Origin of the sequence: Flavobacterium sp. GSB-24, assembly GCF_027924665.1 — a bacterium.
Classification (GTDB): domain Bacteria; phylum Bacteroidota; class Bacteroidia; order Flavobacteriales; family Flavobacteriaceae; genus Flavobacterium.
In genome coordinates, this window is record NZ_AP027043.1 from 419,780 (window position 1) to 443,933 (window position 24,154).

22 protein-coding genes are annotated in these 24,154 nt (G+C 33.4%); 15 read left to right on the plus strand and 7 right to left on the minus strand.

Annotation, left to right across the window (positions count from 1 at the left end; translation table 11 throughout):
• Positions 1-21 precede the first annotated feature (21 nt).
• From QMG60_RS02085 to purE, 3 genes are all read left to right on the plus strand, one after another.
• Entirely contained in the window at positions 22-573 is a 552-nt protein-coding gene (locus QMG60_RS02085; protein ID WP_281866722.1) for a hypothetical protein, read from the plus strand.
• Between the two features lie 188 nt (positions 574-761).
• Positions 762-1,916: a 5-(carboxyamino)imidazole ribonucleotide synthase gene (locus QMG60_RS02090; RefSeq protein WP_281866723.1), complete on the plus strand. Its 1,155-nt coding sequence runs from the start codon at positions 762-764 to the stop codon at positions 1,914-1,916.
• An 80-nt stretch (positions 1,917-1,996) separates the two neighbouring features.
• On the plus strand, positions 1,997-2,482 hold the full coding sequence (gene purE / locus QMG60_RS02095) for a 5-(carboxyamino)imidazole ribonucleotide mutase (RefSeq protein WP_012022518.1): 486 nt from the start codon (positions 1,997-1,999) through the stop codon (positions 2,480-2,482).
• Between the two features lie 163 nt (positions 2,483-2,645).
• Here the strand turns inward: purE and QMG60_RS02100 are convergent, their stop codons facing one another.
• Positions 2,646-3,314 (minus strand): hypothetical protein, encoded by a 669-nt coding sequence (locus QMG60_RS02100; protein WP_281866724.1) that lies wholly within the window; start codon positions 3,312-3,314, stop codon positions 2,646-2,648.
• A 222-nt stretch (positions 3,315-3,536) separates the two neighbouring features.
• On the opposite strand from QMG60_RS02100, the gene QMG60_RS02105 reads away from it, so the two are divergent.
• Both QMG60_RS02105 and QMG60_RS02110 read left to right on the plus strand, forming a co-directional pair.
• Positions 3,537-5,564 carry a M3 family metallopeptidase gene (locus QMG60_RS02105; RefSeq protein ID WP_281866725.1) on the plus strand — a complete coding sequence of 676 codons (2,028 nt, stop codon included), beginning with the start codon at positions 3,537-3,539 and terminating at the stop codon, positions 5,562-5,564.
• Positions 5,565-5,682: 118 nt separating this feature from the next.
• Complete coding sequence (locus QMG60_RS02110) at positions 5,683-6,342, plus strand: ElyC/SanA/YdcF family protein (RefSeq protein ID WP_281866726.1); 660 nt, start codon at positions 5,683-5,685, stop codon at positions 6,340-6,342.
• 106 nt (positions 6,343-6,448) lie between these two features.
• Here QMG60_RS02110 and QMG60_RS02115 read toward each other — a convergent pair whose 3' ends face one another.
• On the minus strand, positions 6,449-7,711 hold the full coding sequence (locus tag QMG60_RS02115; protein WP_281866727.1) for a sodium:proton antiporter: 1,263 nt from the start codon (positions 7,709-7,711) through the stop codon (positions 6,449-6,451).
• A gap of 137 nt (positions 7,712-7,848) precedes the next feature.
• On the opposite strand from QMG60_RS02115, the gene QMG60_RS02120 reads away from it, so the two are divergent.
• The 4 genes from QMG60_RS02120 (at position 7,849) to QMG60_RS02135 (ending at position 11,323) form a co-directional block, all read left to right on the plus strand.
• Complete coding sequence (locus tag QMG60_RS02120; RefSeq protein ID WP_281866728.1) at positions 7,849-8,352, plus strand: MarR family transcriptional regulator; 504 nt, start codon at positions 7,849-7,851, stop codon at positions 8,350-8,352.
• Between the two features lie 571 nt (positions 8,353-8,923).
• Positions 8,924-9,742, plus strand: coding sequence for a hypothetical protein (locus QMG60_RS02125; RefSeq protein ID WP_281866729.1), 819 nt, complete (start codon positions 8,924-8,926; stop codon positions 9,740-9,742).
• Positions 9,743-9,806: 64 nt separating this feature from the next.
• The gene (locus QMG60_RS02130; protein ID WP_281866730.1) at positions 9,807-10,712 is read left to right on the plus strand and encodes a TIGR01777 family oxidoreductase; all 906 of its coding nucleotides are present in this window, start codon (positions 9,807-9,809) and stop codon (positions 10,710-10,712) included.
• A 155-nt stretch (positions 10,713-10,867) separates the two neighbouring features.
• A complete protein-coding gene (locus QMG60_RS02135) occupies positions 10,868-11,323 on the plus strand; it encodes an SRPBCC family protein (RefSeq protein ID WP_281866731.1) in 456 nt (151 codons plus the stop codon).
• Positions 11,324-11,790: 467 nt separating this feature from the next.
• Here the strand turns inward: QMG60_RS02135 and QMG60_RS02140 are convergent, their stop codons facing one another.
• Complete coding sequence (locus QMG60_RS02140) at positions 11,791-12,597, minus strand: hypothetical protein (RefSeq protein WP_281866732.1); 807 nt, start codon at positions 12,595-12,597, stop codon at positions 11,791-11,793.
• 195 nt (positions 12,598-12,792) lie between these two features.
• Between QMG60_RS02140 and gcvP the strand changes: the two genes are divergently transcribed.
• From gcvP to QMG60_RS02170, 6 genes are all read left to right on the plus strand, one after another.
• Complete coding sequence (gene gcvP / locus QMG60_RS02145; RefSeq protein ID WP_281866733.1) at positions 12,793-15,642, plus strand: aminomethyl-transferring glycine dehydrogenase; 2,850 nt, start codon at positions 12,793-12,795, stop codon at positions 15,640-15,642.
• 316 nt (positions 15,643-15,958) lie between these two features.
• Complete coding sequence (locus QMG60_RS02150) at positions 15,959-17,017, plus strand: ketoacyl-ACP synthase III (RefSeq protein WP_057114962.1); 1,059 nt, start codon at positions 15,959-15,961, stop codon at positions 17,015-17,017.
• 165 nt (positions 17,018-17,182) lie between these two features.
• A complete protein-coding gene (locus QMG60_RS02155) occupies positions 17,183-17,707 on the plus strand; it encodes a methyltransferase (protein WP_057114963.1) in 525 nt (174 codons plus the stop codon).
• A gap of 126 nt (positions 17,708-17,833) precedes the next feature.
• Entirely contained in the window at positions 17,834-18,682 is an 849-nt protein-coding gene (locus QMG60_RS02160; RefSeq protein WP_281866734.1) for a glycosyltransferase family A protein, read from the plus strand.
• Between the two features lie 81 nt (positions 18,683-18,763).
• Positions 18,764-19,510: an ABC transporter permease gene (locus QMG60_RS02165; protein ID WP_053470782.1), complete on the plus strand. Its 747-nt coding sequence runs from the start codon at positions 18,764-18,766 to the stop codon at positions 19,508-19,510.
• Positions 19,510-20,271, plus strand: a complete 762-nt coding sequence (locus QMG60_RS02170; protein ID WP_057114964.1) for an ATP-binding cassette domain-containing protein — start codon at positions 19,510-19,512, stop codon at positions 20,269-20,271. The genes QMG60_RS02165 and QMG60_RS02170 overlap by 1 nt, the downstream gene beginning before the upstream one ends.
• Positions 20,272-20,384: 113 nt before the next feature.
• Here the strand turns inward: QMG60_RS02170 and QMG60_RS02175 are convergent, their stop codons facing one another.
• From QMG60_RS02175 to QMG60_RS02190, 4 genes are all read right to left on the minus strand, one after another.
• Positions 20,385-20,993 carry a SprT-like domain-containing protein gene (locus QMG60_RS02175; RefSeq protein WP_134142816.1) on the minus strand — a complete coding sequence of 203 codons (609 nt, stop codon included), beginning with the start codon at positions 20,991-20,993 and terminating at the stop codon, positions 20,385-20,387.
• Between the two features lie 76 nt (positions 20,994-21,069).
• Positions 21,070-21,747, minus strand: a complete 678-nt coding sequence (locus tag QMG60_RS02180; RefSeq protein ID WP_134142815.1) for an SDR family oxidoreductase — start codon at positions 21,745-21,747, stop codon at positions 21,070-21,072.
• A 35-nt stretch (positions 21,748-21,782) separates the two neighbouring features.
• Positions 21,783-22,760 carry a M20/M25/M40 family metallo-hydrolase gene (locus tag QMG60_RS02185; protein ID WP_281866735.1) on the minus strand — a complete coding sequence of 326 codons (978 nt, stop codon included), beginning with the start codon at positions 22,758-22,760 and terminating at the stop codon, positions 21,783-21,785.
• 140 nt (positions 22,761-22,900) lie between these two features.
• Positions 22,901-24,043 (minus strand): acyl-CoA dehydrogenase, encoded by a 1,143-nt coding sequence (locus QMG60_RS02190; protein ID WP_134142812.1) that lies wholly within the window; start codon positions 24,041-24,043, stop codon positions 22,901-22,903.
• Positions 24,044-24,154 lie beyond the last annotated feature (111 nt).

The window sequence follows — 24,154 nt, forward strand, 5'->3', positions numbered from 1 at the left end:
AGAGTATTTAATACCACAAAGATGCCGTCTGAATTGCAAAAAAAATTGGATTATGTAAATGCTTATCGGGAAAATCGTCTCATAGCTGCACAGGATATTTTAGAAAACCCATCACTTTTTGGTGAATTGGTTTCAATTTGTTTTACGCCATCAGACAAAAACAATCATAAAGCCTGCTGGATTTTAGAATTTGTTTCTTACGAAGAATTACTTTGGCTTCAGCCGCATCTCGATTTTTTCTGTTCCAATTTGAAAGTTTTAAAAGATGAAAGTTCGCTTCGCCCAATTGCAAAAGTGGTACAGCTTCTTATAAAATCACATTACAAGAAAAACGAAAATTGCATTAAACTTTCTGAAGAAAATCTTCAAGACTGCATCGAAGCAAGTTTTGACTGGCTTATAAGTGATGTTAAAGTCGCAACAAAAGCCTATTCCATTAGAACTTTATACATTCTAGGAAATTATTACGATTGGATTCATCCTGAATTAAAAGTGATTATTGACAAAGATTTCGGAGATCATTCCGCCGCTTATAAAGCCGTCGCAAAAGAAGTTTTGAAAAAAATAAAATAATTGAGTCGCCACGAATTACACAAATTTCCACAAATTTTTATTTAACTCATTTTCTAAAATAATTCGTGAAAATTCGTGTAATTCGTGGCAACTTAAAAAAATCATTTCTAATCTTTAAATCTGTGGTAAAAAACTAAATTTTGGCTAAAAAAAGATTAAAAGGTATCTTTGCAAAAACACAACACAAAATGAATTATTTTTCTTCTGATTTTAAATTAGGAATATTAGGCGGCGGACAATTGGGTAAAATGCTTTTGTCTGACACCAGAAAATTTGACATACAAACTTATGTTTTAGATCCAAGTGACGAAGCGCCGAGTAAAATTGCCTGTAATAAATTCTTTCAAGGCGATTTAATGGATTATGAAACGGTTTACAACTTCGGGAAACAAGTCGATGTTTTGACTTTCGAAATCGAATTGGTAAATCTTGAAGCTTTGACACAATTGGAAAATGAAGGTGTAAAAGTATATCCGTCTCCAAAAACTTTAAAAGGAATTCAGAATAAAGGAACTCAAAAAGATTTTTATACCGAAAGTAATATTCCAACTGCATCTTATTTACGATTTGAAAGTCCACTGCATTTGCAAAAATCAGTTGGAAACAATGAAATCACAATTCCGTTTGTATGGAAATGCACCGAATTTGGTTACGACGGAAATGGCGTAAAAGTAATTCGCCAGATTTCTGACATGGACGATTTACCAAATGTAGAATGTATTGCAGAAACAATGGTTCCGTTCAAAAATGAATTAGCGGTAATCGTGGTACGAAATCCATCTGGAGAAATTAAAACTTATCCCGTTGTAGAAATGGAATTCCACCCAGAAGCAAATCAGGTTGAATATGTAATATGCCCTGCAAGAATCGACGAAAAAGTAGCCGAAAAAGCCCGAGCAATTGCTTTAAATGTTTCTGAAAAATTCAATCACGTTGGACTTTTGGCTGTTGAAATGTTCCAAACCAACGAAGACGAAATTTTAGTGAATGAAGTGGCTCCGCGTCCGCACAATTCTGGGCATTATTCAATTGAGGCAAGTTACACATCACAATTCGAAAATCATTTACGTGCTATTTTAGATCTTCCGTTAGGAAACACAGACAGTAAAGTGGCCGGAATAATGGTAAATTTAGTAGGCGCTGAAGGTTTTTCTGGAAATGTTGTTTACGAAAACATCGAAACTATTTTAGGATGGAATGGCGTTACTCCTCATATTTACGGTAAAAAACAAACTCGTCCTTTCAGAAAAATGGGACACGTAACGATAGTAAATGAAAATATGCAGGAAGCCAGACGTATTGCAGAGGATGTTAAGAATACTATTAAAGTGATTTCACAATAGTTTTCAGTCGCAGTCATCAGTTTGAAACTTGAAACCTGAAACTTGAAACTTGAAACAAAACAAAATAAACAAAAAATAAAATGAGCAAAGTAGCCATTATAATGGGAAGCATCTCAGACATGCCAGTTATGCAGGATGCCATCGACATATTAAAACAATTTAATGTAGAGGTTGAAGTAGATATCGTTTCGGCACACAGAACGCCGGAAAAATTATTCGATTTCAGTAAAAATGCACATACTCGCGGTATTTCGGTTATTATTGCCGGTGCAGGCGGTGCAGCACATTTACCAGGAATGGTAGCTTCAATGTCTCCACTTCCTGTAATTGGAGTTCCGGTAAAATCTAGTAATTCTATTGATGGATGGGATTCAGTTTTATCGATCCTGCAAATGCCGGGCGGAGTTCCTGTTGCAACGGTTGCTTTAAACGGAGCAAAAAACGCGGGAATTTTAGCGGCACAAATCATCGGAAGTCATGATAAAAAAGTGCTGGATACTATTATTTCTTATAAAGAAGAATTGAAAGCTGCGGTTAATAAAGCGGCTGAAGGATTAAAAAAGTAAATTACGTATCTGTTCCTGCAAGGTTTTCAAAACCTTGTAGGTCTGATTATAAAGCTTAATCCCTCAAAAATACCTACAAGGTTTTGAAAACCTTGCAGGATAAAAAAACAAAGGCTTCACATTACGCGAAGCCTTTTTTTATTATTATTTTATCTTTTTGAAATTACGCTACATCTTCAACTTCTTCCAAAACAGATTCAAATTCAGATTCCTCTATATCATCTTTATTGATCCAATTTTCCGAAGTAACCAAATCATAATTTATATTATCTTCTGTTGTCAGTTCCCAAATAATACTTTCGGCTTCCGGAAATGGAATATTTTGAGAAATTTGATTTTCGAATAATCTCTTGATAAGATTTCGATCGGACAAACCATTATTCAATAATTTCAATACATTTTCGGGCGTTAACTTTTGTGCTTCGCCATCAGTAGGCGTCATTGAAAAATGAACAACAGAGGCTTTTGCATTTGGAAATTTCCCGTTGTAAGCTTTAAAAAGCAATTGATTGACATGAAATAAAGTACCTTGCATGTGTATTTCTGGATATTCTTCACAAACTTTATCAATCAACATATTGTTCGATATCTGCTCAATCTGTCCTTCGCTTAATTGATCACCTAATTTATATTCTAAAACAATCTGCGCAGCTTCGTTTGGCTCATAATCAGAAATTGCCATTTCTAATAATTCCGGCAGACTCGATTTATCTGCTGTCGCTCCGTCAGGATAATTGAATTTTTCTAATAAGGCAATCAAATCTTCATCAGACCAATATCCTTCTACTTCATTTACCGTATCTATATTATTTATTACAACTTGATAATTCATCCTATTTATTTTTATAATTATGACTGGCATTTTATATGCAAATCCTATTTTGTCAATTTACGCTTTTAAAACCGTCCGCAGGAATAAATAACATATCTATAACACAATTTAAGAGGATTTTATGCCGAGAATCGATTTTATATAGATGAATAGATTTTTATAAATTGCTATCTTTGGAATTCAAAAATTTCGACTTCAATTAATAAAAAAATTTATATCATAATGAGTGTTTTACTTTCAAAATTTATAACTAAACATAACACCGCACCTTTTTCTCAAATTAAAATCGAAGACTACGTTCCAGCTTTTCAAGAAGGAATTGCTTTGGCTAAAGCCGAAATTGATGCAATCGTAAATAATCCAGACGCGCCGACTTTTGAAAACACAATTGTCGCGATGGATTTTTCTGGTGATATTTTAGATCGTCTTTCGAGTATTTTCTTCAATTTGAATTCGGCTGAAACGAATGACGAAATGCAGAAAATTGCACAGGAAGTTTCACCTCTGCTTTCAGAATTCGGAAATGACATTCGCCTAAATGCCGATTTATTTGCGAGAGTAAAAGCAGTTTACGATCAAAAAGAAAATTTGAACCTCAACCCAGAGCAAACAACTTTATTAGACAAAAAATATAAAAGTTTTTCTAGAAACGGTGCCAATTTACCTGAAGACAAAAAAAATCAGTTAAGAGAAATTGACAAAGAATTATCGAAACTGAGTTTACAGTTTGGCGAAAATGTTTTAGCAGAAACCAATAATTTCGAATTGCATTTAACAGATGAAAAAGATTTATCTGGTTTGCCGGAAGGAACAATCGAAGCCGCTAGGTTATTAGCCAAAAATCAAGAAAAAGAAGGCTGGATTTTTACTTTAGATCATCCGAGTTATGTTCCGTTTTTAACTTATGCCGATAATCGCGAATTACGTAAAAAAATGGCAATTGCATTTGGTGCAAAAGCGTTTCAGAATAATGAATTTGACAATCAGGAAAATGTTCTAAAAATTGCAAAATTACGTTTTGAAAGAGCTAATTTATTAGGATACAAAACACACGCACATTTCGTTCTGGAAGAAAGAATGGCCGAAAGTCCAGAGAAAGTTTTCTCTTTCTTAAATGATTTATTGGCAAAAGCAAAACCTGCAGCTCAAAAAGAATTCGCTGAATTGGCCGCTTTCGCGAAACAATTAGACGGGATTGAACAATTAGAAAAATGGGACGGTGCTTATTATTCTGAAAAATTAAAGCAACAGCTTTTTAATTTAGATGATGAAAAACTAAAACCCTATTTTCAGTTAGAAAAAGTTTTAGAAGGTGCTTTTACAGTTGCAAAAAAATTATATGGTTTAACTTTTACCGAGGTTTTTGATATTGACAAATACCACGAAGAAGTAACAACTTATGAAGTAAGAGATGCTGAAAACAATTTAGTTTCTATTTTCTACGCTGATTTCTTCCCAAGAAAAGGAAAAAGAAATGGCGCTTGGATGACTTCATTCAAATCACAATATGTAAAAGACGGTGTAAACGAAAGACCGCACATTTCGAACGTTTGCAACTTTACAAAACCAACAGAAACAAAACCCTCATTATTAACTTTTAATGAAGTAACGACTTTATTCCACGAATTTGGTCACGGTTTACACGGAATGTTAGCCAACACCACTTATCCAAGTTTATCAGGAACTTCTGTTTATTGGGATTTTGTGGAATTACCAAGTCAGATTATGGAAAACTGGTGTTACGAACCAGAAGCTTTAGCTTTATTCGCTAAACATTATGAAACGGGAGAAATTATTCCGATTGAATATGTACAGAAAATTAAGGAAAGTGCTAGTTTCCAAGAAGGATTGGCAACTTTACGCCAATTAAGTTTCGGACTTTTAGACATGGCTTGGCACGGACAAGATCCAACTAATATTACAGACTTAAAAGCTTTTGAAACGGAACAATTTGCCAATACACAATTGTATCCAGATGTAAAAGAAAATGCAATGAGTACGGCTTTTTCGCATATCTTCCAAGGTGGCTATTCTTCTGGATATTACAGCTACAAATGGGCAGAAGTTTTAGATGCTGATGCTTTTGAATATTTCCAGGAAAAGGGAATCTTTAATGAAGAAGTGGCGAAGAAATTCAAAGATAATGTACTTTCAAAAGGAGGAACAGAACATCCGATGACTTTATACAAACGTTTCAGAGGTCAGGAACCAAAACCGGAAGCTTTATTGAAGAGAGCGGGTCTTTTGTAGACTTCTTAGAATATTAGACAAAACCGAAGCATTTCTGCTTCGGTTTTTTTATTTGATTTTGTCTGACAGTAAAATTAGTTACCTTCGCATTTTAAATCTTAATCTTACAAAAAATAAATTGAAAAAATATTTTAAAATCTTCCTTTATCTTGCAATTCTAGGAATAGTTGCAATTGTTTCTGTAAACTATTATGTAAAATCTTCCACGAAAAAGAACATTTATTATTCGCTTAAAAGATTCCCTAAAAATGATGTCGGAATTATTTTTGGTGCGGGAATTAATGGTGATCAACCAAGTAAATATTTAAAAGACCGTCTGGATGCCGGGATTCTGCTTTGGAAAGCAAAACGTATTAATAAAATTTTACTTTCTGGCGATAACGGCCGAGAAGAATATGACGAATTAACGGTTATGAAAAATTACTGTTTTAATCACGGAGTTGACACAACAAAGATATTTATTGATTATGCCGGTTTCGATACCTATTCTACAATGTATCGCGCCAAACATATTTTTAAAATTAAAAGAGCTACTTTAATATCTCAGGAATATCATCTAAACCGCGCTATTTACATCGGACAAAAACTCGGAATTAAATCTGTTGGATATTCGGCGAACAAAGGAGAATATCTTGGCTATAAATATGTTTGCTTTAGAGAATATGGTTCAATCTTCAAATCTTTTTTTGATGTTTTGAGAAATCGACAACCTCGCTTTTTAGGCAGAGAAATTAATATTAATGGAGAATCAAATTATTCCAAAGAAGACAAACGATAAAAAAACCTGCAAGAACATCTTGCAGGTTTTTTTTTAATATTTAGTCTATAATCTAAAGATAAAAAATCTTAAGTCTTTACTCTTTATTCTATGTTCTATGTTCTTTCTACTCTTTCTCTAAAACTCTTTTGGCCAATTTCCCCACAGTCAGTCCTTGCACTACAATTGAAAACAGTACAACAATATAAGTTACTTCCAACAAAAGGTTTTTATATTCTCCCTCAGGCATAGAAAGCACCAGTGCAATAGAAACTCCGCCACGAATTCCTCCCCAAACCAAAACCATCAAAGAACCTTTGTTATAGGCCGATTTGATTCCGAAGAACTTAAAAATATCGAAGAATTTCCAAGGCAGAACTATCGATGTTAATCTCGAAAAAAGTACTATAAAGATAGCTACAAAACCTGTCAGCAATTGTTTATTTAAATCTGGCAGTAATAATAATTCAAAGCCAATAAACAAGAATAAAATAGCATTCAGAATCTCGTCAATAAGTTCCCAGAATTTCCCTAAATAATCTTGAGTCACTTCGCTCATCGCAACTTTTTTGCCATAATTACCAATAATCAATCCGGCAACAACCATTGCCAGCGGACTCGAAACGTGTAAACTTTGTGCAATCAAAAATCCTCCCATAACAATCGAAAGTGTTATCAAGACCGAAACTTTATAATCATCGATTTTCTTCATGACTTTTGATGTTGTAAATCCGAGAACGGCTCCTAATAAAAGTCCGCCGATTCCCTCTTTTGCAAACAGCCAGGCGATAGAAGCAAAACTCATATCAAAAGTGGGGTCGGTTGCCATTTTAAGAACAACGGCAAACATTACAACCGCTACTCCATCATTAAACAAGGATTCTCCAACGATTTTAGTTTCTATTCTTTTAGGAACTTTAGCTTCTTTTAAAACTCCCAAAACCACAATTGGATCAGTAGGAGAAATTAAGGTTCCGAAAACCAAACAAAATATATAAGGGATTTTTATTCCGAGAAGCGGCGTTATATAAAAAAGCAGCATAGAAATAATTAATGCTGACAATACGACACTTACTGTAGAATAAATCATAATAGAAACTTTTTGCTCTTTAAGATCTGACATGTTTACGTGAAGCGCGCCGGCAAACAAAAGAAAGTTCAACATTGCCCCCATTAGAATTTCGTTGAAATCGAATTCTTTTATCAAATCAAAAAAATGTTTGGTAGTTGCAGGAAAATAAGAATCTCCTAAAAGACGAATTCCAACGGAAACCAACATGGCAATAATCATGATTCCGATCGTTCCCGGAAGTTTTAAAAATCTTAAATTTAAATAGGCGAAGAAAGAAGCCAGCACGATAAGTACTGAAAAGGTGTAGTATAATTCCATAAATGTGATTTTTACAAAAATAGCCGCATCATTATTTAATCAAAAATTTCAAGACCTGAATTAACATAACTTTATAATTACAAAATTAACTTTCATTTATTTTTGAAAGTTTAAAAACTTTTACTTACATTTGTTTCATGGAATTCAAAGAAGCAAAAAATAAGTTTGTACAAACCTGGGGAGCGTTAGGTTCTCAATGGGGAATTAATAAAACGATGGCACAGATCCACGCTTTATTAATGGTCTCAAACGATGCTGTTTCTATGGAAGATATTATGGAAGAATTGCAAATCTCACGCGGAAACGCCAGCATGAACCTAAGAGCTTTAATGGATTGGGGAATTGTTTATAAAGAATACAAAGCGGGAGAAAGAAGAGAATTTTTTACTGCCGAAAAAGATTTAGACGAATTAGCCGTAAAAATTTCAAGAGAACGAAGCAAAAGAGAAATTAAGCCTGCGCTTAAAATCTTAAAAGAAGTTTCGACTATCGAAGCAAAAGATTCTGCAGAAGAAAAACACTTTATAGATCAGACTACCAAATTGTATGATTTCGTTTTAAAAGCAGATAATATGTTAGACAAAATGACCGAATTCAACGAAAACTGGTTAGGGCGTTTGATTATAAAAATCATGAAATAAAAAAATTTAATCAAAACTTTCATTTTTTTCTGAAAGTTTAAAACAATCAATAATAATGAGAACTATAAAAAAAATCAACACATTCGCACTAGCTCTTCCTTTCACAATTTTACTAAGTGCTATTGTATTTGGAGAAGGAGCTATAATTTTAGCTTTATTATCAACAATGTTCTTCAATTTTCAATAGGAGTAAAAATGCTTGTTGATAATCCAAAAGATAAAACTCTTATTATCTATATAACTTTTGTTGCAATCTTTTTTATTCTTTGGTTTTTTAATGCTTTTATTGGTTATACCGACATAATCACTTACAGTATAATTCCTATTCCTTTTTTACTTGCTATTTACATTTCAGTAATAATCTATAAAAAAAATTGACCATATTAACTTTTAAAAGCAGAATGGAAACATCTATGGAAACGATTTTGGATTTCTTCTAGACGAAAAACCAACTTCAGTTTTCTTAGCAAAAGGTTCAAAAATCACAGTAAAGAATGAAAGAAAACTATAATCAAATCCTGTTTTAGAAGAAATGTACTAATCAAATTATTAACCCTTAAAACCAAAAATCATGAAAACGCTCGAAAACCAAACCTTACTTTATGATGAAGATTGTCCGCTTTGCAGTTTATATACAACCGGCTTTGTAAAAAGCGGAATGCTCGATGAAAATGGAAGAAAATCTTATTGTCAACTTTCTGATGAAGAACAAAGTTTTGTAGACTTAAAACGAGCGCCAAATGAAATTGCGTTGATTAATAATAAAACAAAAACAGTCACTTACGGAATTGATAGTTTGATAAAAGTGATTGGATTTTCTTTTCCTTTAATAGAAAAAATCGCAACTATAAAACCGATTCATTTTGTTCTGAAAAAAATGTATTCTTTTGTTTCTTATAACCGAAAAGTAATCATTCCGGGAACTGTAAAAGAAGAAAACAAATTAGAGTGCACGCCTGATTTCAATTACAAATACAGATTCTTTTTTATTGGATTTGCGTTAACTATTACGAGTTTGGTTTTATTTGGATATTCTAATTTGATTCCGATTTTACCAAAATCAAATATTGCCCGAGAAATTATTTTGGCTTTTGGACAGATTGCTTTTCAAAGTTTGTTTATTTTAAAATTCGATAAAAAAACCATAATCAATTATGCAGGAAATTTAATGACGGTTTCTTTAATGGGATCTTTGATCTTAATTCCGATTTTGATTCTGAATCAGTTTATCAATCTTCCGGAAATGTGTGTTCTAGGTTGGTTTGGAATTACGGTTTTCATTATGTGTGCAGAACATTTTAGAAGAGTAAAAGTTTTAAAACTTCCCTTTTATTTATCTTACACCTGGATTTTATATCGAATTGTTGCTTTGCTTTTTATTTTAAATTAATTTCTCTACAGAAACCTAACAGGTTTTAAAAACCTGTTAGGTTTAACCTGAAAAACTATCAAAAATGAGTAAACTTATCATCACCGCCGGGACTGGATTTTTAGGACAAGTTTTAATCCATCATTTCAAAAATAAATTTGAAGAAATTGTAATTCTGACCAGAGGAAAATCTCAGATAACTAACGGAATTAAATATGTAAATTGGAATGCCAAAAGTTTTTCCGGCTGGGAAAAGGAATTGGAGAACGCAGCGGTTTTAATAAATCTTGCCGGAAAATCTGTTGATTGTCGGTATACTAAAGAAAATAAAAAAGAGATTCTTTTATCTCGAATTGAAAGTACCAAAATTCTAAATAAAGCCATTTTAAATTGCCAAAATCCGCCGAAACATTGGCTGAATTCATCAACCTCAACCATTTATCGTTTTTCATTAGACAAACAAATGGATGAAATTGACGGCGAAATTGGAAATGATTTTTCGATAAATGTGGCGCTTTCTTGGGAAAAAGCCTTCTTTAAAACTGAAACGCCAAAGACTTTAAAAACGGCTTTGCGAACTTCAATTGTTTTGGGGAAAGATGGCGGTGCTTTTATTCCGTTAAAAACTTTGGCGAAAATTGGTTTTGGAGGAAAACAAGGAAGCGGCAATCAGTTTATAAGCTGGATTCATGAAGAAGATTTTGCGAATGCTGTTGATTTTATTATTGAGAAAGAACTTGGCGGAATAATAAATGTCGTTTCTCCAAAGCCAATCAGAAATGATAATTTTATGCTGAAACTGAGAAAAGCAGTTGGTTTTCCTTTTGGAATTCCGATGAGTAAATTTTTTCTTGAAATCGGATCTTTCTTTATTAGAACAGAAACCGAATTGGTTTTGAAAAGTAGAAATGTGATTCCGAAACGACTTTTGGAAAATGGGTTTCAATTTAAGTTTGGAGATATTGATGAGGCCTTTGAAAATTTAATTTAAGCACTATTTGTCATTTCGATCCCGAGGCTTCGGGAGAGAAATCTTCACAAGTAACTCCGTTCCAATAAGCCAATCTTTGTCGAGCTTCTCACGAAGATTTCTCTCCCGAAGCCTCGGGATCGAAATGACAATATTCTGTAAAAAAAATGTAAATCATGACAACTATAAACTTAATTACCAAAATAAACGCACCCAAACAAATCGTTTTTGATGCCTCAAGAAATATCGATATTCATCAACAATCTGCAAGTGAATCAAATGAAAAAGCAATTGCCGGCGTAATATCTGGTTTGATAAATTTAAACGAAAAAGTTACGTGGCGAGGCAAACATTTTGGTTTTTACTTGACTCATAAAAGCAGAATTACTGCAATGAATTTGTATGATTATTTTGTGGATGAAATGGAACGCGGCAAATTTAAATCTTTTAAACATGAACATTTTTTTGAAGAAGAAAAGGGAATTACAATCATGAAAGATAAAATGCAATATGAAACTCCTTTTGGCATTTTCGGGAAATTATTTGATGTTTTATTTCTGAAAAAGCACTTAACGAATTTTCTTTTAGAGAGAAATAAAGTTCTGAAACAGGTTTCTGAAAAACAGAATTGAAAATAAAAGGGTCTTGCCAAGCAAAAAACTAAAATAGATTAGTTGGACTTGAAATAATCGAAGAGTTATTTTTCACACAGATTTAGCAGATTTTTGAAGCTAGTGACTTGCCTCCAGCTTTAGCTGGAGGAGAAATAAGGTTGAATACTTTTGGCTTTAGCCAAACTTTATCATTTGGCTAAAGCCAGATTGGAGACACTTTTTACCTCCAGCTAAAGCTGGAGGCAATTCAAAAAGGATAAATGGAAATTTATTTTTAAATCAATTCATTTCAAACATAGCCCGAGGTTTCAACGTGGGAAACGTTAAATGAAAATACTAATTTTGAAAATGAATTTTCTTGTTTTACGGTTTGCGTGAGGGATAGAAGCGGATAGCCCACAGCCTGACGAAGGAAGTGCGAGGACTTGGAGCGGATAGCCCGACCCGGAGGGGCACGCCCAAATTAAAGACGCAAATACCATTATTTATAAAAAAGCAATCATCAGCCACCAAAAAATCGGAACGCTTTCGACCCAAAAAGAAGTATAATATTTCGAGCGGTTTGTATTGGCAAACAGAATAAACAACATTAAGGTCACAACCATAACGAGGTTGATAATAAGATCGTGAAGTGTAAAAGTCAAAATTCCTAAAACCCAAAACGGAACTAGGAGCGAAAATCCTAAAATCTTAGTTCGTTTTACGCCTATTGTCTGCGGAACGGTTTGCAAATGCGGATCGTCGTTGGCTAAATCTAAAATCTCAAAAACTAAAATCAGCACAAAAACCAAGACAAAACGCTGCAGGCATTTTATAAAAAAGTTGGCTGTAAAAGGAACTTCAGCATTTAGATAGGGCAAAACCAATGTCGCTCCTACCCAGCAAAGTGAAACAATATAAATTTTTACGCCTGCCCAGTTTCGCGCATTTTTTTTGTTCGGAAAAAATGGCAGAGTATAAAGTGCGGTTATCGCAAAAATTCCAACCGAAACGATTTGAGTAATCCTTTTTAAATGAAAAAAATAATAGCCGACTAAAAGCAGCGAAATAAAACTTAAAACAGCAATAATTTTTAGCTGATTTCCGATTGGTTTTTTCTTTACCCGAACCAAAGCATCGTATTTTACAAAATTATATCCTACAATTGTTCCGAAAAAAACAAAGAAAGCCATTGGCTCATCATATTGAAGATGAAAGAAATAAAACGTAATTCGAACCAAAGCATAACACGATAAAGCCACGTGAATACTGCTGTTTAAATAAAAATCGAAAATTTGTTTTAAAAGTTTCATGCCTCAAATCTAATCAATTGGTAACAAATCAACTCTTTAGTTGGAAATTTGATAAAAATTGAAGTTAAAAATACCCATTAAATTATTAATAATACTTAATTTTGCGCCACAAAAAAACAACACATTTACTTTTAAATGTGATTCGTACAGCAAAATGGTGCACGAACACATCAATTAAAAACATTAGATAGCTACATGAAAACAGATGCTTTTGCTTTAAGACACATTGGTCCAAGAGAAACTGATCTTCAGCACATGCTGAAAACTATTGGAGTTGATTCGATTGAACAACTTGTTTATGAAACCCTTCCGGACGATATCCGTTTAAAAGCGCCTTTGAATTTAGATCCTGCAATGACGGAATATGAATTCGCAAATCACATTCAAGAGTTAGGAAAGAAAAATAAAGTATTCAAATCTTATATTGGTTTGGGTTATCATCCAACTATTGTTCCTGCTCCAATTCAGAGAAATATCTTCGAAAATCCAGGATGGTATACAGCTTATACACCTTATCAAGCAGAAATTGCCCAAGGTCGTTTAGAAGCGATTTTAAATTTCCAAACTACTGTTATCGAATTGACAGGAATGGAAATTGCAAATGCTTCTTTACTTGACGAAGGTACAGCTGCTGCAGAAGCAATGGCTTTGTTATTTGATGTTCGTACTCGTGATCAAAAGAAAAACAATACCAATAAATTCTTCGTTTCTGAAGAAATTTTACCACAAACTTTATCTGTACTTCAAACACGTTCAACTCCAATTGGAATTGAATTAGTTGTTGGAAACCACGAAAATTTTGATTTTTCAACTGAGTTTTTTGGAGCTATTTTACAATACCCAGGAAAATATGGTCAGGTAAACGATTACAGCGCTTTTGTTGCTAAAGCAAAAGAAAACGAAATTAAAGTAGCTTTTGCTGCTGATATTTTATCTTTGGCTGCCTTAACTTCTCCAGGAGAAATGGGAGCTGCAGTAGTTGTTGGAACTTCACAGCGTTTTGGTGTACCAATGGGTTACGGAGGTCCTCACGCTGCTTTTTTTGCAACTAAAGATGAATATAAAAGATCTATGCCAGGTCGTATTATCGGAGTTTCTATTGATGTAAACGGGAACCGTGCTTTACGTATGGCGTTAGGGACTCGTGAGCAGCACATTAAACGTGAAAAAGCAACTTCAAACATTTGTACTGCTCAGGTTCTATTAGCAGTTATGGCTGGAATGTACGCGGTTTACCACGGACCAGAAGGATTAAAATATATTGCAAACAAAGTTCACGCATCTGCAGTTACTACTGCTGAAGCTTTAAATAAATTAGGCGTTTTCCAAACTAACACTGCTTACTTTGATACTATTTTGGTAAAAGCTGACGCTCAAAAAGTAAAGGCTGTTGCTGAGAAAAACGAAGTAAACTTCTTTTATGTTGATGCTGACACGATTTCGATTTCATTAAACGAAACGACTTCAATTGCTGACATCAACCAAATTATTGCCATTTTTGCTGAAGCTTTAGGAAAAGAAACTTTTACTGTTTCTGAATTAGCGACTGCAAGTCAATTACCTGCTTCATTAGAAAGAACATCTTCTTTCTTAACGCATGATGTTTTCAACAATCATCATTCAGAAAGTCAGATCATGCGTTACATCAAAAAATTAGAGCGTAAAGATTTATCATTGAATCACTCAATGATTTCATTAGGTTCTTGTACGATGAAGTTAAACGCAGCTTCAGAAATGTTACCTTTATCAATGCCAAACTGGAACAGCATTCACCCGTTTGCACCAGTTGAACAAGCAGAAGGTTATATCACGATGCTTAAAAAATTAGAGCAACAATTAAATGTAATTACAGGTTTTGCTGGAACAACTTTACAGCCTAACTCTGGAGCTCAAGGAGAATATGCTGGTTTAATGGCGATTCGTGCTTACCACTTATCAAGGAACGAAGGTCACCGTAATGTATGTTTAATTCCTTCATCTGCGCACGGAACAAATCCTGCTTCTGCAGCGATGGCGGGAATGAAAATCATTGTTACTAAGACTACTCCGGAAGGAAATATTGATGTAGAAGATTTAAGAGAAAAAGCGATTGAACACAAAGATGATTTATCTTGTTTAATGGTAACTTATCCTTCTACTCATGGTGTTTTTGAATCTTCAATTATCGAAATCACTAAACTAATCCACGAAAACGGCGGATTAGTATATATGGATGGTGCCAACATGAATGCGCAAGTTGGATTAACAAATCCTGCTACAATTGGCGCTGACGTTTGTCACTTAAACTTACACAAAACATTCGCTATTCCTCACGGTGGCGGTGGACCTGGTGTTGGACCAATTTGTGTGAACGAAAAACTGGTTCCATTTTTACCAACAAACCCAATCTTAAAAGTTGGTGGAGAGCAAGCTATTACAGCTATTTCATCTGCACCTTACGGATCTGCTTTAGTATGTTTAATCTCTTACGGCTACATTACAATGATGGGTGCTGAAGGATTAAAAAGCGCTACAGAGCACGCGATTTTGAATGCTAACTATATGAAATCTCGTTTTGAAGATCACTACCCAATTCTTTACACAGGAGAATGCGGCAGAGCGGCTCACGAAATGATCTTAGATTGTCGTGCATTTAAAGAAAACGGAATTGAAGTTGGTGATATCGCAAAACGTTTGATGGATTACGGTTTCCACGCTCCTACGGTTTCTTTCCCAGTTGCTGGAACTTTAATGATTGAGCCAACTGAATCTGAAGATTTAGCAGAATTAGACCGTTTTTGTGATGCTCTTATCTCAATCAGAAAAGAGATTGAAACTGCAACTGCTGATGATAAAAACAATGTATTGAAAAATGCACCTCATACATTAGCAATGTTAACTACTGATTCTTGGGATTTCCCTTATACTAGAGAAAAAGCAGCTTACCCATTAGATTATATTGCTGAAAATAAATTCTGGCCATCTGTTCGTCGTGTAGATGATGCATACGGAGACAGAAATTTAATTTGCAGCTGCGCTCCTATTGAAGCTTATATGGAGAGCTAAGAAATTAGTTTCACTATAATATATTCAAGCCCGATACGTTTTAAAAACTATCGGGTTTTGTTTTTTAATTTTGTTTCAAGTTTCAGGTTTAACGTTACACTGCAACTTGAAACTTGAAACAAAAAAACTTTTTCCTCACTTTTCCTTCAATCGTTTGAAATCTCGGAAAAATTAAAAAATCATTAAAAAATAAACAATATATCTTGTAAAAAATCATTTATTCATAATTATATGCATGCATAGTATTTTTTATGATAGTTATCATATTTTTATTTATACTTTAGCATGAAATTTATCGGATAATTTAAGGAAAGAAATGAAAATAAAAATTATTGGTATTGGGAGTTACATTCCTAATTTAGAAGTAAAGAATACAGATTTTGATAAACATATTTTTTTAAATGAAGATGGAACTCCATTTGGTTACCCTAACGAAGTTGTTATAAAAAAGTTTAAAGGTATTACTGGAATTGAAAATCGCCGTTACGCCGAACCACAATATAATGCGTCTGATTTAGCCTTTTTTGCTGCAGAAAAAGCAATAGCAAGTGCAGGAATTGATGCTGAAACTCTAGACTATATTATTTTTGCCCATAATTTTGGTGATGTTAAAACTGGAACACATCAAACGGATATTTTACCAAGTTTAGCAACTCGTGTTAAAAATAAATTAGGTATTAAAAATCCTAAATGCGTTGCTTATGATATTCTTTTTGGATGTCCGGGCTGGATTGAAGGTGTTCTACAGGCAAATGCTTTTATCAAATCTGGTATGGCAAAAAGAGTTTTAGTAATTGGTGCTGAAACTTTATCTAGAGTTGTAGACGATCATGATCGTGATTCGATGATTTACTCTGATGGTGCTGGTGCTTCAATCTTAGAAGCTTCTACTGATGAAGCTGGTTTATTATCTTATGAAAGCGCCACTTTTGCCAACGATGAAGCGAATTATCTTTATTTTGGAAAATCGTATAATCCAGACTTAGATCCAGATATCAAATACATTAAAATGTATGGTCGTAAAATTTACGAATTTGCATTAAGTCAGGTTCCATTGGCTATGAAAAGCTGTTTAGACAAAAGCGGTATTGGAATTGACGATGTTAAAAAAATCTTGATTCATCAGGCAAACGAAAAAATGGACGAAGCTATTATCGAACGTTTTTACAAACTATACGATAAAACATCACCTAAAGATATTATGCCAATGAGCATTCACGATTTAGGAAACAGCAGTGTTGCAACTGTTCCAACTTTATATGATTTAATTCTGCAGGGAAAAATAGAAAATCACGAAATAAACAAAGGAGACGTTGTTATTTTTGCTTCTGTTGGAGCTGGAATGAATGTTAATGCATTTGTTTATAGATACTAGTATTTAGTCACAGTAATCAGTCACAATAATTAGTTCGACAAACTGTAAGCTGCGACTCAAAACTGAAAACTTAAAAAAGTCCGCATCTTAAAATGCGGACTTTTTAGTATATTTGCGACCTAATTAAAATCAAGAACGAGAGATTGTTTCGTTCCTCGCATTACTATGTACGAAAAAACGTTTCCGAATAAAAGATTCAAACTTACTTTAGAATTTTTACAAAAGCACGTTAACACATCAGAAACCATTTTTGATTTTGGCGTACCAAATCCGTTTTCTAAAATAATGGAAGAAAATGGATATACGGTAAAAAATACAAAAGGAGAAGATTTAGACAACGATCAAACGGCTTTACAAACAGAAGAATATACTGTTTTTACAGCATTTGAAATTTTCGAACATCTGCTAAATCCATATACAATTTTACAAAACGTAAAATGTGATAAACTTTTAATTTCAATTCCGTTACGTTTATGGTTTTCACCAGCTTATCGCTCTAAAACAGATATGTGGGACAGACATTATCATGAATTTGAAGACTGGCAGTTAGACTGGCTTTTAGAAAAAACGGGATGGAAAATCACAGATCGGCTGCAATTTACACATCCAGTAAAAAAGTTCGGATTCAGACCCTTATTAAGATATTTCACTCCAAGATATTATATTGTTGCTGCTGAAAAAATAAAATAAAATTCCAATATTAAATTCCAAATTCCAATTTTACTGACATGGTTAAAATTGGAATTTGGAATTTTAGAAAGTTGGGATTTATTCTCATCAATTGGAATTTGGAATTTAAAAAAATTGGAATTTAAAATGAAGTATTACATCGTTATTCCCGCGCATAATGAACAAGATTTAATTGGCTTGACTTTACAATCTTTGGTTTCACAAACTGTTTTACCATCAAAAGTTGTTGTGGTAAACGACAATTCTACGGATAAGACAGAAGAAGTTGTATTGAGTTTTGCAAAGGAGAATCCGTTTATTTCTGTTGTAAATAAAACTTCAGATGCTATACATATGCCGGGAAGCAAAGTCATTCAGGCTTTTCAAAAAGGTTTTGAAACTTTGGATTCTAATTATGATATTATTGTAAAAATAGACGGAGATTTAATTTTTCCACCAAATTATTTCGAAACTATCATTAAACATTTCGAGTCTAATCCTAAAATCGGAATGGTTGGCGGATTTTGTTATATCGATAAAAACGGCGAATGGGTTTTAGAAAACCTTACCGATAAAGATCACATTCGCGGCGCGCTGAAAGCCTACAGAAAAGAAACTTTTCAGCAAATTGGCGGGTTAAAACCTGCAATGGGCTGGGATACTGTAGATGAATTATTGTGTAAATTTTATAACTGGAAAATCGTTACAGACCAGTCTTTACATGTAAAACATTTGAAACCAACTGGTGCAAATTACAATAAAACAGCTCGTTATAAACAAGGCGAAGCTTTTTATACTTTAGGATATGGTTTTTGGATTACCGCAATTGCATCGGCAAAATTAGCGATGATGAAGAAAAAGCCATTCCTATTTTTAGATTATATTAAAGGTTTTTTGAAAGCAAAAAAAGCAAAAACTCCTTTACTCGTTAACCCTGAACAAGCTAAATTTATTAGAAAGTATCGTTTGCAAAAAATGAAAGAAAAGTTAATTTGATCCCTAAAACGACCGAAAAACTTGAACTCATAACCCAAAACTCGTAACTTCTTTTTACCTTAGCCAATATTTGTAAAACTTATGATGCTAATTCGTTATTTATCCCAAATAGGAAGATATTTTTTAATGCTTAAAGAAATTTTCAATAAACAGACCAAATGGCCTGTTATGAAAAATTTGATTTTCAAAGAAATCGATGATTTAATTATTGACTCTCTTGGAATTGTCTGCTTTATTTCTTTCTTTATTGGTGGAGTTGTAGCCATTCAAACTGCTCTTAATTTAACTAATCCTTTAATTCCAAAATATTTAATTGGTTTTGCTACACGTCAATCTGTAATTTTGGAGTTTGCTCCTACTTTTATTTCGGTTATTATGGCTGGAAAAATGGGATCTTACATTACTTCAAGTATCGGAACAATGCGTGTTACAGAGCAGATTGATGCTTTAGAAGTTATGGGTGTTAATTCATTAAACTATCTTGTTTTCCCTAAAATCGTAGCTTTATTAATGTACCCTTTTGTAATCGGGATTAGTATGTTTTTAGGAATTTTTGGAGGATGGCTTGCTTGTGCATACGGAGGATTTTCGACTAGCCAAGATTTCATTCAAGGTGCGCAAATGGAATTTATTCCTTTCCATATTACTTATGCTTTCATTAAAACTTTAATTTTCGCAATGTTATTGGCAACTATTCCATCTTTTCATGGTTATTACATGAAAGGTGGCGCATTAGAAGTTGGTAAAGCAAGTACGGTATCGTTTGTATGGACATCTGTTTGTATCATTCTTTTTAATTATATATTAACTCAATTATTATTAGGATAATGATAGAAGTAAAAAACATAGAAAAATCATTTGGTGATAGTAAAGTTTTAAAAGGCGTTTCGACCGTTTTTGAAACTGGAAAAACCAACTTGATTATTGGACAAAGTGGATCTGGAAAAACAGTTTTACTTAAAACGTTATTAGGGATTCACACACCAGATTCTGGAACAATTGAATTCGATGGAAGAGTTTATTCTGACTTGGATCCAGATGAAAAAAGAGCGCTAAGAACAGAAATTGGAATGGTTTTTCAAGGAAGTGCTTTGTTTGATTCGATGACAGTTGCAGAAAACGTAGCTTTCCCATTGCGAATGTTCACAAATAACTCTAAGGCACAAATCAAAGAACGTGTTGATTTTGTTTTAGAAAGAGTAAACTTAGTTGAAGCACATAAAAAATTGCCTTCTGAAATTTCAGGTGGTATGCAGAAACGTGTGGCTATTGCCCGCGCGATTGTAAATAATCCAAAATATTTGTTTTGCGATGAGCCAAACTCAGGTCTTGATCCTAATACATCAACTTTGATTGATAATTTGATTCAGGAAATTACGAGAGAATACAATATTACAACCGTAATTAATACTCACGATATGAACTCTGTAATGGAAATTGGAGAGAATATTGTTTTTTTAAAAAAAGGATTAAAAGCCTGGCAGGGAACAAAAGAGGAAATCTTTAGAACTGATAATAAAGATATTGTGAAGTTTGTTTATTCTTCAAACTTATTCAAAAAAGTAAGAGAAGCTTATTTGAAGGGTTAAAACCTTTATTTAAAATTCCAATAAAAAAATTCCAAATTCCAATACTGATCTACAGTTGGAATTTGGAATTTTTTTATTGAAATTTCTTCCCTATGATTGGGATTTGTTTTTTTTTATTGAGATTTTAAAGTAATCAACTCAACTTCTGCATTTGGATTAAAAAGGTAAGTTTTCCCAGAACTGATTTCTAAACACTCAAAACGTTTTGTTCTAACAGCTATTTTTTTAAAAACTTTACCGTTTTTGATTCTAAAAATACTTCCGTAAGGAATTTCGAAAACGTAATTTTTATCATTTTCTTTATCATACTGTTTTAAAGCTAAGGATAAAGTGGTGTCTGTATCGCTACTTGCAGAAGGGTTTTTAAAATGTCTTGCCAGTAAAGGCAAAATGTGACCTGGAAATATTTCTGGTCTTATAAACGGAACCATTAAGCGCTGAAACGTATATTTCCATTCATTTCCGTGAGGTTTTATATTTCGCCCAAATTTTTCAAAAGCAACCAAATGTGCAATTTCATGAATCAGCGTAATTAAAAACCTATATTTATTTAAACTCGCATTAACTGTAATTTCATGTTTCCCGCTCGGTCCTCTCCTATAGTCACCATGACGAGTCTGACGTTCGTTTACAATTTTCAAGTGCACCTGATTGGCAACTATCAAATCAAAAACGGGTTTTACCGCATGTTCGGGAATATATTTAGCTAGAGTGTCGCTCAATTTAAAATTAAATGTTATTTATTAGATGTTAGACGTTTTAAAATTGGAATTTGTTTTTTTTATTTTGGAATTTAATTTACGGATTTGTTGATGAAACTTCAAGCACTTTTCCGTTAAAGTATTTATTTCCGTTAAGAGTAAAATCATAAATGTATGTCGCCATTCCTTCAGCAGAAATTGGAGCCTGATAACCAGGGAAAGCTTCGTTTAACATCTCAGTTTGAACAGAACCTAGAGCCAGTACATTAAACGAAATACCTTGCTCTTTATATTCTTCTGCTAATAACTCCGTTAAAGTAATAACAGCTCCTTTACTTGAACTGTAAGCAGCCAATCCTGCAAATTTAAGGCTTCCGCGTACGCCGCCAATTGAACTTATCGTGACAACGTGACTTCCCTTTTGCAAATAAGGCAGACATATTCTAGTAAGATTAGCAACTGCGAAAACATTCACTTTGTAAATGCTTTCAAAATCCGCTTGTGTAGTCTCTGCAAAAGGTTTTAAAAGTAAAGCTCCTGCATTATGAACAACTGCATCTACTTTTTTCCAAGTCGAAGAAAGAAATTGATCTACTTCTGCTAAAGCTTTTTCATCGGCTAAATCAATCGACAAACAAGTTACATTTTGGTGTTCCAAAAGTGTTTTTGGTATTTTTCTTGAAATGGCCAAAACCTGATTTCCTGCATTTGCAAACTGCAACGCTAGTTCATAACCAATCCCTCTACTCGTTCCGGTAACAATAATATTTTTCATGAAGCAAAAATAATCAAATGCAGTAAAATGACCTCTTATTTATTCATGGTTATTTCTTGCGTTTCAGTAACTGCTATTTTGGTAACTGCCGGCAATAATTCCTGAGTAAATGCTGTAATATGTGGAATATCCATTAACTTAAATTCATCTGAAACATGATGATAAAAATCGAAGTTTTCAAAATCGAAGGTACTTATGGATTGGCATGGTTTTCCAAAAGCCTGAAAAAAAGAATAATTATCAGATCTATAAAACAATTGATATTCTGCTTCTTTTGGCAAAAATCCGATTGTCTTTTTTCCTGTGTATTCATTTATTTTATCTGCCATATTCGATTTATCAAAACCTGTAATATAAGCTAGATAATCTCTTTTCATCGGCACACCAATCATTTCGATATTTAATTGCGTGTAAAGATTAAAATTCTGTTTTTTCAATTTTTCAACTAAACTTTTTGAACCCAGCAGACCTTTTTCTTCTCCAGCAAAAAATACGACTAAAATACTTCTTTTATTAGATTTGGTTTCGCTAAAATATTTCGCCATCGCTGCAACAGAAGTCACACCCGAAGCATCATCATTAGCTCCATTATTTATTTTATCTGCCTGTTCTTTTTTCTCTATACCAATATGATCGTAATGAGCACTTAAAACAACATATTCTTTTTTTAATTCTGGATCTGTTCCTTCAATAACTCCAACAATATTAAAGGCTGGGCTTTTAAAATTAGTCAACGTATCACGATAGGTTTTAAAATAGGGCTTGACATTATTTTTCTTTAAAAAATCTTCTAAAAATACGGCTGCTTTTTCAATTCCTTTAGTTCCTGTTTCACGTCCTTCCAATTCATCTGAAGAAAGATATTTTAAGAAATCTGAAATTTCAGTTTCGCTGACTTTATAGTTAACCGCAATTGGTTTTGAATTTGACTGAGATCCTTTTTCAACCGTTGTTATAGTACTCGTTTTACAAGCTAAAAAAATAAAAGGAAGTAGAAAGTATAGTTTTTTCATAATATTTTGGTGTAGAATTAGTATTGAAAAAGAATGAGATTTACTTGAAAGCATAAACTTATGAAAACTAAAAGAATAATCATAAAAAAACCCTTTCAAACTAAAAGCAGAAAGGGTATTTAAATATATGTATCGAAAATCTATCCAGCAATAACTGCTCTTGAAATTACAATTTTTTGAATTTCTGAAGTTCCTTCGTAAATCTGGGTAATTTTTGCATCACGCATCATACGCTCAACATGATACTCTTTTACGTATCCGTTTCCACCATGAATTTGAACTGCTTCTACGGCTGTATCCATGGCAACTTGTGAAGCAAATAATTTTGCCATTGCACCACTTACATCGTAATTTTTATTTTGATCTTTATCCCAAGCCGCTTTCATACATAGATGACGTGCTGCTTCGATATTAACAGCCATATCTGCCAATTTAAAAGCAATTGCTTGGTGATTGCAGATTTCTGTTCCAAATGCTTTACGTTCTTTAGAATATTTTAATGCTAATTCATAAGCTCCAGATGCAATTCCTAATGCTTGAGAAGCGATACCAATTCTACCTCCGGCGAGAGTCTTCATTGCAAATTTAAATCCGAAACCATCTTCTCCAATTCTATTTTCTTTCGGAACTTTTACATCAGAAAACATTAGCGAATGTGTATCAGAACCACGTATTCCCATTTTTTGCTCTTTAGGACCAACTGAGAAACCTGGCATATCTTTAGTCATAATCAAAGCATTAATTCCTTTATGCTTTAATTCAGGATGTGTTTGTGCAATTACTAAATAAACCGATGCTGTATTTCCGTTTGTTATCCAGTTTTTAGTTCCGTTTACCAAATAATGGTCTCCCATATCAATTGCCGTTGTTTTTTGAGAAGTGGCATCACTTCCTGCTTCTGGCTCACTTAAACAAAAAGCCCCGTGAATTTCTCCAGATGCCAAACCTGGCAAATATTTTTGTTTCTGTTCTTCTGTACCAAATTCCTGCAATCCCCAGCAAACCAAAGAATTGTTTACTGACATCACTACTGAAGCAGATGCATCAACTTTAGAAATTTCTTCCATTGCAATAACGTATGAAATAGCATCCAAGCCGCTTCCGCCATATTTAGGATCAACCATCATTCCCATAAAACCTAATTCTCCCATTTTCTTTACTTGCTCTGTTGGAAAAATTTGTTTTTCGTCGCGTTCAATAACTCCTGGCAGTAATTCATTTTGAGCAAAATCTCTTGCTGCCTGCTGAATCATTAAATGTTCTTCGGTAAGATTAAAATCCATAGTAGTTTACTTTAAATGTTTTTCAACCAAAAAATAATGCATTTTAGTTGATGATGTTAGTTTTGTTTTTGTTTTTTCGGAGCCTGAATTTTTAATTCAAGGCTTCCAAAG